This is a genomic window from Alterotamlana spongicola (genome assembly GCF_035818475.1).
Classification (GTDB): Bacteria; Bacteroidota; Bacteroidia; order Flavobacteriales; family Flavobacteriaceae; genus Cognatitamlana.
The window spans coordinates 1,537,496-1,551,117 of sequence record NZ_JAYMGV010000001.1 but is presented as its reverse complement, the minus strand read 5'-3'; the positions used below and the strand labels follow the sequence as shown (position 1 = coordinate 1,551,117).

Sequence of the window (13,622 nt, the reverse complement as noted above, 5' to 3'; positions counted from 1 at the left end):
TGCTAGAGAATTCAGGACTTAAGGAATACCCCAAACGGGTTTTCAATAGTATTTGAAGACTCAGTAAACCATTTTGGACCTTCAGCGGTTATATAAATATGATCTTCTAACCGGACACCAAATTTATTTGGCACACAGATCATGGGTTCATTACTAAAGCACATACCGGGTTTTAAAACCGTGTCATTGCCTTTAACCATATAAGGATACTCGTGAATATCTAATCCAATACCATGACCTGTTCTATGCGGTAAGCCCGGAAGTTTATAATCCGGCCCAAGACCATTAGATTCTAATACTTTTCTTGAAGCTAAATCAACTGAAGCACAAGTGTTCCCTACTTGTGCAGCATTAAAAGCGGCTTGTTGGGTTTCTTTTTCTATATTCCAAATACTGCGCTGCAAATTGTTTGCTTCACCAAAAACATAGGTTCTTGTAATATCTGATATATAATCATAAAGCACACATCCGGTATCTATCAATACCATATCATTCATCTCTAAATTCTTAGGCTTGCTTACCCCATGTGGAAATGAAGAGTCTACCCCAAATAACACAATACAAAAATAAGAGTCGGATGTAATACCATAGCGTTTATGAGCTTCATTAATAAAATCGATCACTTCCCTGGCACTTATTCCTACTCTTAAAATTCTGGCTGCAGCTTTTTGAACGTCTAAGGTAATGTTCATGACATGCTTAATGATGGCAATTTCTGTATCCGACTTAATCATTCTACAAACCGAAATTACAGGCCTTGCATTACTTAATGTATATGCTGATGGGGCCTTTAAAATACCATCAGAAATAAAAAAAGGCGCAGTTTCATCAATAAAAATTTCCCCTTCAGTTATATGATTATTTTTAAGAATCTCTGTTAATAATTCATAAGGGCTCTCATGTTCTTCCCAACAATGTACCTGGCCTTCAACAGACATAAAATCCAAAATAGTGCCTTCTTCAAATTTAGGTGCTATATAATGAAGTTTTCCATTGGGGAATACTAAAGCACCAACCAGTCTTTCACTGGGATTCCAACGCATTCCGGTGAAATAATACAGATTGGTACCCGAATGCAAATACAATACCTGAACACCCTTGGTTTTCATAAGGCTACAAGCCTTCTCAATTCGGCTTTGAAATTCGGCTTTTGGAATAGGTTTTACTAAATGTGCCGTAGGTATTATTCTGCTTAATTCAGCTTCAATAGTCGATCCTCCAATTCCTACTGTTCTCATATAACTATTGTTCTTTTTTATTATTCATTAAAGCTTCAATAGCTTCAATTTCTATTGGCATGTCTTCTGTTAAATTAATATGTCCCTTTTCTGTAATCAGATAATCATTTTCCAAACGGCAACCAATGCCCTCTTCCGGTATATATATTCCCGGTTCGCATGTAAATACCATTCCCGGTTCTATTGTCCTATATAAACCAACATCATGGACATCCAATCCTATATAATGTGCGGTTCCATGCATAAAATATTTTTTGTATAAAGGCCTTTCCGGGTCTTGGTTCGCTACCTCATCAGCATGCAACACTCCTAATTTTATGAGTTCGGCTTCCACCAAAGTCGCCATATTCTTTTCATAATCTATATGTGTTATCCCAGGCTTTAATAACTTACTCCCTTCTTTTAAGCAATGTAAAACAGAGCTATAGACTTCTTTTTGCCGCTTGGAAAACGTTCCGTTTACCGGAAAACAACGTGTAGTATCACTGTTATAATTCGCATAACAAACACCAAAATCCATAAGAATCATATCGCCGTCTTTACAAATAGCATCATTGGTATTGTAATGTAGTGCACAAGCATTCTTTCCGGAAGCCACTATAGGTTTAAAAGCATGTCGTTTTGCCCCCGATTTCACTAAATTATAGATTAATTCAGCTTCTAATTCATACTCCTTCATATTTGGCTTTACAGCCTTTAATATACTGTAAAAGCTTTCTACACTAATGGCTGCAGCTTTTTGTATTAAGTCTATTTCTTCCTGGCTTTTAACCGGGCGTAATTCTCTGGTTATTTTTGCGGCTCTATAATAGTGATGCAACGGATATTTTTGCTTACACCATGTAATCATTCTGTCTTGTCGCGTTTCCTGATCTTTGGTTACACGCTTTATATGTTCGTTGTGACCTAAATAAAATCCATCTGCCTCAAAAGCCATATACTGTAAGAGTGTTTCGAAATCATTTACCCACTCCACACGTTTGATACCAGAAATATTTGCAGCCTCCTCCTTTGTTAATTTCTCTCCATCCCAGATTTTTATATGTTCATTGGTTTCTTTAACAAACAAAATAGCTCGATTTTCTTCTTTATAAGCCTCAGGGTACAATACCAAAATGGTCTCCTCCTGGTTTATTCCTGACAAATAAAACAAGTCGTTATTTTGAGCAAAGTCCATAACATCATCTGCATTGTTATGCTTTATATCGTTAGACGTTAGAATAGCTATGGTGTTTGGCTTCATTTTAGCAATGAATCTATTTCTATTCTCTATAAAAAGGGTATTGGGTATTTGTTGATAACGCATAATTAAAATGTTCTATCCGGATGATAATATGTTAAGTCTAATGATGGTTTTTGTTCAGAAATCAGTTCTGAAACTAATTTCCCGGTTGCCGTTCCCATACTCCACCCCATCATGGCATGACCTGCTGCAATAATTAAATTGTCGCATTTTTGAGATCTTCCTAAATATGGTAATCCATCTGGAGAAACTGGCCGCAAACCACATTCAGCTTCATTTTTTTCTTCCCGGGTCAATTCTATATTTGGATAATACCGTTTTGTTGCTCTTGCTATAGCTTCAACCCTGGTTTTGTTTATATGGTGATTTATACCTGCTATTTCCATAGTTCCTGCAAATCGGGTAAACCCATTCATAGGTGTTACTGCTACTTTTGCTTCACACAAAATAGCAGGAATAGAAATTCCTGTATCTTTTGTAGTATTAATTCTGTATCCTTTCCCTGCCTGTAATAATAGTTTTATTCCAAGTTTTTTACTAAGCTTATCACTCCAGGATCCGGCAGCTAAAACAAATTCATCAGCTTTTAAGTCTTGTTTATCTGTTTTTATTGATACAATATGACCACCTGATACTTTTAGATCTACAACCTTTTCATTGGTATAAAACAGGACACCTGCATGCTTTAAATAGGTTTTCATCTCCTCCATAAATTCATGAGGTGTTGTATGCTGATCACATTCAAAATAAGCAGCTCCTATTGCATCAATATGACAGTTGGGTTCTACTTTTTTAATATCGTCCAAACTAACCTCCTTGGCAGACAATCCCAGTGCTGATGCTAGGTTTGCAGTGCACACTTCTTCTTCCAGTACTTTCTCCGTCTGGCACAACATTAATAAGCCTTTCTTCTCATAATGAAACCTAAACTTTTCTTCTGCTTTAATATCTGAATACAGTTCCTGGCTTAATACTGAAATATCCCTAATTACCGGAGCCACCTTATCAACATGGCTTTGAGTACATGATTTATTAAAAGCCCAGGCCCATCTTAAAAAATCAAGGTTTAAACGTGGTTTTATATAAAGCGGACTTGATTTATCAAACATCCACTTAAGCCCTTTTTTCATTACTCCGGGAGCAGATAATGGTATAATATGGCTTGGCGACAAATAACCGGCATTAACATAAGATGCTCCCGTATTTAAATTTGATTGATCAACAATAGTAACCTGGTGTCCTTCCTTTTGAAGATAATATGCAGAACACAGTCCAATAATTCCACCACCAATAATTACAACATTCTTACTCATTGATTAATTCCATTTAAAGTCCCAAAGTGGTTCTGCTCCTAAAAGGTGTTCAACAAAATAATTCCAGCGTTTTTTTATAAAATATCTTCTGTGTTTTCCACGATAACCATGTCTCTGGCTTGGTAAGATTAACAAATCAAAATCTTTATCTGCTTTAATTAAAGCCTCTGCCAGTTTAAAGGTTGCTGAGGGGTTTACATTATCATCTATTCCTCCATGTGTTAGTAATAACTTTCCTTTTAATTTTTCGGCATTAGTTATGTTTGATACTTTTTCATAGGTCTCATCTACAGGCCAACCCTGATACATTTCCGGCCACCAGGCTTTTTCCATTCTAAAATCATGATCTGCTGAGCTTGCTACGCCTACTTTGTAAAAATCCGGAAACCCCAACAGTGCTCTTCCTGTATCATATCCGCCTGCTGAATGTCCAAAAATCCCAACTTTATTAATATCTATCCATGAATATTTTTCACTTAAATGCTTAATGGCTAACACATGATCTTCTAAATTATTTTCCATGTTCTTATAAGAATGATCATGAAATTCTTTTGAACGCCCTGAGGTTCCCAATCCGTCAATTTGCACTACTATGAACCCTAATTCTGCCAAAGACTGATTATCAAATCCACGATTAAACGATTTTGGAAAACGTTGGGTGTGTGGCCCTGTATAAGTAGCATCAATATTTGGATACGATGTATTTGAATTAAAATGAGTTGGTTTCCATAATGCACCATATATGGTTGTTTTGCCATCTTTTGCCATTAAGGAAAAAGGGCTTGGCGGCATCCACCCTATAGCTTCAGCTTGTGACACATCTGCACTGGTTAATTCGGTTATTAGCGCTCCTGTTTTTGAAGCTCTTAGCACAGTTTTAGTTGGAATGGTAATTGTTGAAGACGCATCTACAAAATAACTCCCATCTTCTGAAAAGCTAACACTATGATGTTTATCATCGGGAGTCAATAAGGTTTCATTACCTTTAAAGTCCACTTTATAAAGTTGTTGGTGATAAGGGTTATTTTCAGGTATTTTTCCTGATGCTAAATAATAGATAATACCGTTTTCTTCATCTATATATTTTATGCTATTTATATAATAATCACCACTGGTCAATAATTTTATTTGACCAGTATTTATATCAAGTATATGAAGTTGTCTCCAGCCTGTTCGTTCTGATAAAAAGATGATTTTTTGTTTATCTTCTAATATGCGATATTCAAAATTATCAATTCCGGTGTTACTGGTTTCTTCTATTAAAACTTGTTCTGTATTGGTGTTTAAATTAACTAATTTCACATATTGTTTTAAAAACCCTCTTTTGGAGTAACTGGCAATTAATGCTCCTGAATCTTTCATCCAGTTAGCAGATACTGCATTAATATGGGTTCCTGTAGGCAAATTAGTTTTAACTTCCTTTTTAGTTTCTATATTGTAAAAAACAGGAGTAATTTTCACCATAGTGCTGTCTCCCGGAGAACCCCTATAGTAGGCCATTAATTTAGGCTTATACAATGAATCAATACTATGGTCCAAAAGATACATCTTCTCAGCAGTACGCGTATCCACAAGGGTTGTTGCAATCCATTTGGAGTCTTCAGACCAATTCACATAAAAGCGTTTTGGCCTTTCTCCGTTTTCGCCTTCCATTTTGTCATACCAGCCATACCAGGAGGCGTACTCATACCCCTTATCTCCGTCAATACTTAATTGGTATTCCTCTTTGGTTTTGACCGATTTAATAAACAAATTATAATCCTTTGTATACGCCACCCACTTCCCATCCGGAGATTCAGCTTCAAATGGATTCTCTTCCTTTTCCTTATTGGCTTTTTTTTCTTCCAATTTATAGGACTTTAGATCAACTATAACTGTTTTATTATTAGTTTTGAATGATAGTTTTCCTTTTAAGTTTTCAAAATCCGATAATGATAAATCATTTGATTTCACTTCTTTACCATTTAATTTAGTGAGTGCCTTAGCTAATTTATCATGATCAAATAGCGCCTTTACTTTTCCTTTTTTTAAATCAACAGTCTTATAAGTTTTATTATCTTTTGAATAATCAACAAACCAGAATCCAGATCCATCTTCAAACCAATTTACAGAGGTATTAAGGTTAAAAGCTGTTTTATTATTATAGTTATCATACATAAAACTTACTGCTCGTTTATAGTCGTCTTTTGTTACCTGGTGTTGTGCTTGTATTGGTAACATATATAAATAGCAAACGGCTAATACTCTGATATAATGTTTCATATTTATTTTTTTAAATGACCTGAAATCCGTGTGCATAGGGATCATCTTCATCATCAATAATTATAGTATTGTATCCGTATATTTTTGCCCACCCTTTTATGCTTGGAATAATAGCTAATTTACCATCTATCCAGGTTTCCTTTTCTACACGTCCAATAAATTTACTTCCAATAAAGCTTTCGTGGATATAATCTTCTTCTAAACTTAATTGTCCTTTGGTATATAATTGTGCTAAACGTGCCGATGTTCCGGTTCCACAAGGGCTTCTATCAATAGCTTTATCTCCATAAAAAACAGCATTTCTTCCCGAAGAATTTTTATCTATGGGGCTTCCTGTCCATAACATGTGCGATACATCTCTAATGGTATTATTCTCAGAATGCACAAACATATTAGGGTATTTTTTATTTATTTTTTCTCTGGCTTCCTGCGAGAAACGGATAATATCTGATGCTGTATAATTATGAACTCCACTAAAATTTTCCTGGGGATCTACTATAGCATAATAATTCCCTCCATAGGAAACATCAAAAGTTATCTTTCCTAAGTCATTGAGCTCTATAGTCAAGTTTTCGGCGGCCAAAAAACTTTTGACATTAGTTAGTTTAACCCAATCTACTTTATTTCCTGTTTGCTGATATTCAATATCCACTAGCCCTGCCGGCGTTTCCATTTTAATTCTTCCCGGAACCTTTGGTGCAACCAAACCTTCTTCTATTGCAATAGTTACCGTACCTATAGTACCATGCCCGCACATGGGTAAACATCCGGATGTTTCAATAAATAGTATCGCAAAATCATTTTCAGGGTTATGAGGTGGGTATAAAAAACTCCCGCTCATCATATCATGCCCCCTGGGTTCAAACATTAAGCCTTTGCGAATCCAGTCAAATTCCTGTAAAAAATGCTGGCGTTTTTCACTCATGGTTTTACCAATTAAATTAGGATGACCTTGAGTAACTACCCTAACAGGGTTTCCGCAGGTATGTGCATCAATACAAACAAATTTTGTTCTACTCATTTAATTTTTTTGCTATATAGTTATCCACTCGTCTTTCAAGGATTGATAAGGTTACTGTACCTTGTTCAAGAATGATCTCATGAAATTCTCTAATATCAAATTCTGTTCCCAGCTTATCTTTAGCACGGGTCCTTAATTCCCTGATTTTTAGCTCTCCTATTTTATAAGACAGGGCTTGTCCCGGCCATGAAATGTATCTGTCTGTTTCCGTATTTACTTCGTGTAACGATAATGCCGTATTGGAGGTCATAAAATCAACAACTTGTTCACGTGTCCATCCTTTGGCATGAATCCCCGTATCTACTACCAATCTACATGCGCGCCACATTTCATATGTAAATTTTCCAAAATGTTCATATGGAGTCGTATACATCCCCATATCATCTGCTAAAAATTCTGTGTAAAGCCCCCAGCCTTCACCATAAGCCGATAAATACAAATCTTTTCTGAATTTAGGAATACTATCTCCCAACTCGCTATTTAAAGCACCCTGAAGATGGTGTCCGGGAACTGCTTCATGTACTGTTAATGATGGTAAAGTATACAATGTTCTACTTGATAAATCATAAGTATTTACCCAATAATACCCAGGGTCTGTACTGTTTGCACTTGTACCTATATATCGGCCTCCCGTATACTTGGGAGCTATAGCATCAGGTACCGGAGCTACTCCATAGGGTTTCCGGGGTAATATTTTGAAAAAACGAGGGAGCTGTTCGTCGGCACGTTTAGCTATATCACGTGCTATCATTAATAGCTCCTTTGGTGTTTTTGCATAAAACTGTTCATCTGTTCTTAAAAATTGTAAAAAATCTGCAAAACTCCCCTTAAAACCTAAGCCATCAATTATTTGTTGCATTTCCGCTTTAATACGGGCAACCTCTTTTAACCCTATTTGATGTATCGCTTCAGCAGTGTATTGTGTGCTTGTGGTATAATAATTAATTCTGTTTTGGTAATATGCCTTTCCGTTTGGAATATTTGAAACTCCAAGTGAATGTCGCGTTCTTGGTAAATACTCCGTTTCAAAAAATGTCTTTATACGTTTAAATTGGGGTACAACAGTTGCCTCTATAGCTTTTTTAGCTGCAACCAGTACAGAATCTTTTTGCTTCATTGTTAAGCTTTCCGGTAAGCTTTTAAATGGTGAATAAAAATAAGATGCTTCAAAATTGTCAACAATATGATTGTTATATGTTGACTCGTAACCTTTAAAAATTATTCCAGGCTGCGATATTCCTTTTTTTAAACCTTCTTTGAGGTTGATAAAATGCTGATCTACAAATTCCGGAATGGCGTTAAGCTTATTTAAATATTCTTTTACCTTATCATAATTTTGTAAAGGCCTGATGATGTAATTCAGGTTACTATGAAATCCTGAATCTGACAACAATGGATTTAGAAAACGTTCAAATTCATAATAATCGATTTGATCTTGTAATACAAACTTTAAAAGTTCAAAGGAAATTTGCTCGGTTTCATTTAAATCATCAAAATTAATAGTTGATAATTTTTGTAAAACCGTTTCGGCATATTCGGCTTCAGCTTTATAATATACTCTTGTAAAAAGTCCTAAAGGATAGGCTTCTTTGTCATAGCCTTCTCGGTCTTGATAATTATTAATTATTTCTTCGAGTTCCAGTGACGAATTATTTGTTGCAACCTGTGTGCAGCCCATAATTAAAAATAGTATGCATCCAAAAAATGGTTTCAAATAATTCATTTTATATTTTTATCTGTCATTAATAGTTAAAAAACCTAAAGGGTGCTTTTTTAATTACACCCAATAAGTTTTAGAGTTAGTCACCTCTTTATTATTCTTGTAGTTTATATTTTGTCTTTGCTATTCTTTCCATTAACTAATCTTGAAATCCCTAAAGGGTTTTCATTTTTCAGTTCTTCCGGTAACAATTCGTTTGGCCAATCTTGAAAACTAAAAGGTCTCACAAATCGTTTAATAGAGTCTACACCAACTGCTGTAAACCTACTATCTGTTGAAGCCGGGTATGGTCCGCCATGTAACATTGAAGGGCATACTTCTACTCCTGTAGGAACGCCATTAAAAATAATCCGTCCCACCCTACTTTGCAATGCATTAACTACTGTAGTGTATTTACCAATTTCATTACCATCAGAAATGATAGTTCCGGTAAGCTGCCCTTCCAAATTTGAAATTATTTGTTCCAATTGATTTATATTATCGCATTGAACGACTAAAGAAAATGGTCCGAATACTTCATGATGTAAGGTTGGATTATTTAAAAATATGTCTCCCTCAACAGCTGTTACTACTTGTTTTGCATGATTAACTTTTACGTCATCTTCATAGCCTGCTAGTACTTTAAGTCCCTTTTGTGAAAGTGCAGCAGTTTTATTCGTTTCATAAGCACCTATTATATTAGGATGTAACATGCATGAAGGTTCTTCTTTTATAATGTCTTCAGCCAGAGCATTCACAAAATTTGTCAACCCTTCTGATTTTACACCTATTATTAATCCAGGATTAGTACAAAATTGTCCTGCTCCCATTGTTATTGAATTTGAATATGTTTTAGCTAAAGTTTTATATTTTTTTTGTAATGCTTCAGGCAAAATGACTACTGGATTAACACTTCCCATTTCTGCAAACACAGGAATTGGTTCTTTACGTTTTGCTGCCAGATCAAACAAAGCACGACCACCACGAATACTCCCTGTAAATCCTACTGCTTTTACTTTTGAATGTTGCACTAAAGCCTGCCCGATTTCAATACCACTACTATTAAGATTAGAAAACACACCATTTGGCATACCTGTTTTTTCAGCAGCCTTAATAATTGCGCTACTAACCATTTCCCCTGTTGCTGCATGCATGGGGTGGGATTTTACAATAACCGGACACCCGGCAGCTAATGCTGCAGCTGTGTCTCCTCCTGCTGTTGAAAACGCAAAAGGAAAATTTGATGCTCCAAAAACAACAACAGGCCCTAAAGCCACATTCATTTTCCTTAAATCTACTTTAGGTAATGGTTTTCGTTCCGGTTGTGCTGTATCTATTGAAGCAGCTACCCAGTTTCCTTCCTCTATATGATCTGCAAAAGCACGTAATTGCCCTAAAGTCCTTCCTCTTTCTCCCACAGCTCTTCCTTTAGGTAAACCACTCTCAGAAGAGTACACTTCTAACAATTCATCTCCTAAAGTTTCTATTTCTTCTGCAATAGCTCTCAGAAATTCCGCCTTTTTTACTCCTGAAATTTTAGAATACGTTTTAAAAGCTTCTGCTGCTAATTCTACAGCCTGATTTACTTCGTCTGTTGACGCTTCTGTAATTTCCCATTGGTTTTCAATATTCAATAAAGGGTTAAACGTTTTAAACACCTTATTCCCATTGGCTGACAATTGATTCCCTATATAATTTTTTCCTGTAATCATTTCTTTTGTATTCGTTGTAAATGCGCTTCTACATCTACAGGTTTGTAAATTACTTTATCTGAAGTAGGATATTTTTTCAACAAATTTTGAGGACGTATTGGGCGTTTTTCAAAATTGCCACCACAATTAGGGCAGACATGCTGCAAAATGGTTTCAACACAGGTTGAACAAAAGGTACATTCAAACGTACAGATCATTGCCTCTTTTGAATCATATGGCAACGATTTGTTACAATGCTCACATGTTGGTCTGATTTCTAACATCTCCCTATATTAAATATTATATCTTTTATAAAGAAGTGCATGACTAAAACCCTAACATATTCCTCAACCTTAAACCTCAAGTTGTCTATACTAAAACACTTAAATTTTTATAGTCTGGTAGGGTTGGTAGGGTTTTTAGCCCATCCTCTATTATTGTCACTATTTCCTCTCGTTCTTTGCCTTGCAACACTAACCTTGGTGCTCTTACATATTCTGAGCCAATTTTAGTATATACTGAAGCTAGTTTTATATACTGAACTAATTTAGGGCTTATATCCAACTCCAGCAATGGCATAAACCATCTATAAATAGCAATAGCTTCTTTAATTCTTCCTGCTTTTTGAAGTTCATAAATAGCAACCGTTTCTGCCGGAAATGCATCTACTAAACCAGCTACCCAACCATCAGCTCCAAGCAGTAAACTCTCTAAAGCCAATGTATCTACTCCTGTCATAATTGCTAATCTATCTCCAAATCTATTTTTAATTCTTGTAATATTAGTAGTGTCTCTTGTAGACTCTTTTACCGCCTGAACGTTAGGGCACGCTTCTAAAAGTTCAGCAAACATATCTAAGGTCACTTCAATTTTATAATCAACCGGGTTATTATAAATCATAATTGGCAAAGCTGTACTATTAGAAACGGCTTTAAAATATTCTACAACTTCAGCATCACTAGCCTTATATCGCATTGGAGGCAACATCATCAAACCTTTTGCTCCGTCTTCTTCAGCTGTTTTAGCTAAGGCTATGGCAGCTTTGGTAGTTTGTTCGGCAATATTCATTAAAACCGGAACTTTCCCTTCTACCAGTGCAACTGTTTCTCTTGTTAAAACACGACGTTCTTCATCTGTTAACGTACTTGCTTCTCCAAGTGTTCCTCCTAAAACAATACCATGAACACCTGCATCTAATTGTGCTTTAATATTAATTTTAAATAACTCTAAATCCAACTCATCATTAGCTGTAAATTGTGTTGTAACTGCTGGCATAACGCCTTTCCATTGAATACCCATTTCTAGTTTTTTATTAAATACTTAACAAATGTAATTATTTGCACATTCTCATTTTATTCGTTTATTATTCTGTTTTGATACTATATTATCATAATATATTTATAATTTGTTAAATTTTGGATAAAATTTAACAAATTATAAAGCAAGGTCTTGATTTATTTACTTAAACTTAGATATTTTTTAGCCAACTTTACTGCGTTATAAATAAGTTATTTATATTAAGTTTTATGTTTCGCCCAAATTCTGAAATATCTTTATCAATCATTACTGTATTTCATCGATACTTATCATATGGTAAATTTTAACTTTAAAACTGAGGATATTTTTGTGATGTTAATGATCTTAAAAATTTAGTTATTTGAGATAACCAATCCCTAATAGATTAAACCATTTATGAAAGTATTTCCTTTTAAAATTCCAAAACAAAAAAACGAGGCTCTTGTATATCAAGAAGATATAGAGCCCTATTTTTATGACAAACTACATCAGCATCAAGAAGTTCAAATTAGTTTGATTCTTGAAGGTGAAGGTACATTTGTTTTGGGGGATTCTGTTACTCATTTTAAATCGAATGATATTTTTGTAATCGGCAGTAATCTTCCTCATGTCTTTAAAAGCGATATTTACAGTACTAATAACAGTCAAATGCTCTCTTTGTTTTTTAATAAAGATTCTTTTGGAGACAACTTCTTTAAACTGAAAGAATTTAATTCTTTAAATTCTTTTTTCAACAAAAGTTTGTATGGTATTAAACTAAACTCTAATAAAGACACTGTAAAAACTAAGTTTTTAAAACTTAAAAACGCAGATAAGTTAGAACGCTTCATTATATTATTTGAAATTTTACATCTTATTTGTGATTCAAAAATTGAACAATTGTCATCTTTTCTATATGAAAAAAATTACAGTGACAATGAAGGTAAAAGAATGAGTGCTGTTTTTGAATACACCATGAACAATTTTAATCAGGATATCAGTTTAGATAAAATTGCTGATGTAGCTAATATGACCAGTAATGCATTTTGCAGGTATTTTAAACAGCGTACTAATACAACTTATTTTCAGTTTTTAACAAAAATGCGTATTGAAAATGCTTGTAAATTATTAAATCAAAATTCAGATTTAACCATTGCAGAGATTGCCTATAAATCCGGTTTTAAAAATATCTCAAATTTTAATCGCCAATTTAAACAGTTAAAAAAAACGTCCCCACTAAAATACAAATCGGAACATTTGGCTTAAACCTACTTTTTATATTTTCTTAACATACTCTGTAACAATAACTATTTGCTGAGCCCCCACTTTCCCTTCAATATATTTATCATTTTCACGGTCTACTCTAATATTTCTAACCGCAGTTCCCTGTTTAGCAACCATGCTGGACCCTTTTACTTTTAGATCCTTTACAAGCACTACTGCATCTCCGTTTTTTAAAATAACACCGTTAATATCTCTATGTATAATTTTTTCGCTTTCGTCCTGATCTTCTCCGGTTGCTCTTGCTAATGACATAGCCTCATCATCAAGGTACATCATATCCAGTAAATCTTTGGGCCAGCCTTCATTTCTGAGTCTTTGTAACATCCTCCAGGCCATAATCTGTACAGCCACATGCTCGCTCCACATGCTCTCATTCAAACAACGCCAATGGTTAGGGCTCATAGTTTCATGGCCTTCTATTTGATCTAAACAGGTCTTACAAACCAGAACATCATTGTCCACATTTTCATTTAATGATGGTGGAATAGTATATTGTTTCAACGTATTGGTTGATGCGCACAATTCGCAAGTGCTATTGCTTCTATCCTTTAATATTTGTAGTACGCTCATATCCGTGACTTTTATTTTGCAATAAT

The 13,622-nt window shown here is 34.8% G+C and carries 11 protein-coding genes; 1 reads left to right on the top strand and 10 read right to left on the bottom strand.

Translation table 11 applies throughout. The features are described from left to right. Positions 1-11: 11 nt before the first annotated feature. The 9 genes from VOI54_RS06780 to VOI54_RS06740 form a co-directional block, all read right to left on the bottom strand. On the bottom strand, positions 12-1,238 hold the full coding sequence (locus VOI54_RS06780) for a M24 family metallopeptidase (protein ID WP_326281966.1): 1,227 nt from the start codon (positions 1,236-1,238) through the stop codon (positions 12-14). Between the two features lie 4 nt (positions 1,239-1,242). Next, positions 1,243-2,544 carry an aminopeptidase P N-terminal domain-containing protein gene (locus tag VOI54_RS06775; protein ID WP_326281965.1) on the bottom strand — a complete coding sequence of 434 codons (1,302 nt, stop codon included), beginning with the start codon at positions 2,542-2,544 and terminating at the stop codon, positions 1,243-1,245. Between the two features lie 2 nt (positions 2,545-2,546). Continuing rightward, entirely contained in the window at positions 2,547-3,794 is a 1,248-nt protein-coding gene (locus VOI54_RS06770; RefSeq protein ID WP_326281964.1) for an NAD(P)/FAD-dependent oxidoreductase, read from the bottom strand. A 3-nt stretch (positions 3,795-3,797) separates the two neighbouring features. Beyond that, positions 3,798-6,056 carry a S9 family peptidase gene (locus tag VOI54_RS06765; protein WP_326281963.1) on the bottom strand — a complete coding sequence of 753 codons (2,259 nt, stop codon included), beginning with the start codon at positions 6,054-6,056 and terminating at the stop codon, positions 3,798-3,800. Positions 6,057-6,066: 10 nt separating this feature from the next. Beyond that, the gene (locus tag VOI54_RS06760) at positions 6,067-7,077 is read right to left on the bottom strand and encodes a 4-hydroxyproline epimerase (RefSeq protein ID WP_326281962.1); all 1,011 of its coding nucleotides are present in this window, start codon (positions 7,075-7,077) and stop codon (positions 6,067-6,069) included. Then, positions 7,070-8,800, bottom strand: a complete 1,731-nt coding sequence (locus VOI54_RS06755; protein ID WP_442809360.1) for a DUF885 domain-containing protein — start codon at positions 8,798-8,800, stop codon at positions 7,070-7,072. Before VOI54_RS06755 ends, VOI54_RS06760 begins: the two co-directional genes overlap by 8 nt. Positions 8,801-8,904: 104 nt before the next feature. After that, complete coding sequence (locus tag VOI54_RS06750; protein ID WP_326281961.1) at positions 8,905-10,488, bottom strand: aldehyde dehydrogenase (NADP(+)); 1,584 nt, start codon at positions 10,486-10,488, stop codon at positions 8,905-8,907. Then, the gene (locus VOI54_RS06745; protein WP_326281960.1) at positions 10,485-10,751 is read right to left on the bottom strand and encodes a DUF1272 domain-containing protein; all 267 of its coding nucleotides are present in this window, start codon (positions 10,749-10,751) and stop codon (positions 10,485-10,487) included. The genes VOI54_RS06750 and VOI54_RS06745 overlap by 4 nt, the downstream gene beginning before the upstream one ends. 85 nt (positions 10,752-10,836) lie before the next feature. Then, the gene (locus VOI54_RS06740) at positions 10,837-11,766 is read right to left on the bottom strand and encodes a dihydrodipicolinate synthase family protein (RefSeq protein WP_326281959.1); all 930 of its coding nucleotides are present in this window, start codon (positions 11,764-11,766) and stop codon (positions 10,837-10,839) included. Between the two features lie 393 nt (positions 11,767-12,159). Between VOI54_RS06740 and VOI54_RS06735 the strand changes: the two genes are divergently transcribed. Further along, complete coding sequence (locus VOI54_RS06735) at positions 12,160-13,008, top strand: AraC family transcriptional regulator (protein ID WP_326281958.1); 849 nt, start codon at positions 12,160-12,162, stop codon at positions 13,006-13,008. A gap of 9 nt (positions 13,009-13,017) precedes the next feature. Here VOI54_RS06735 and VOI54_RS06730 read toward each other — a convergent pair whose 3' ends face one another. Beyond that, complete coding sequence (locus VOI54_RS06730; RefSeq protein ID WP_326281957.1) at positions 13,018-13,596, bottom strand: PhnA domain-containing protein; 579 nt, start codon at positions 13,594-13,596, stop codon at positions 13,018-13,020. Positions 13,597-13,622: the final 26 nt, after the last annotated feature.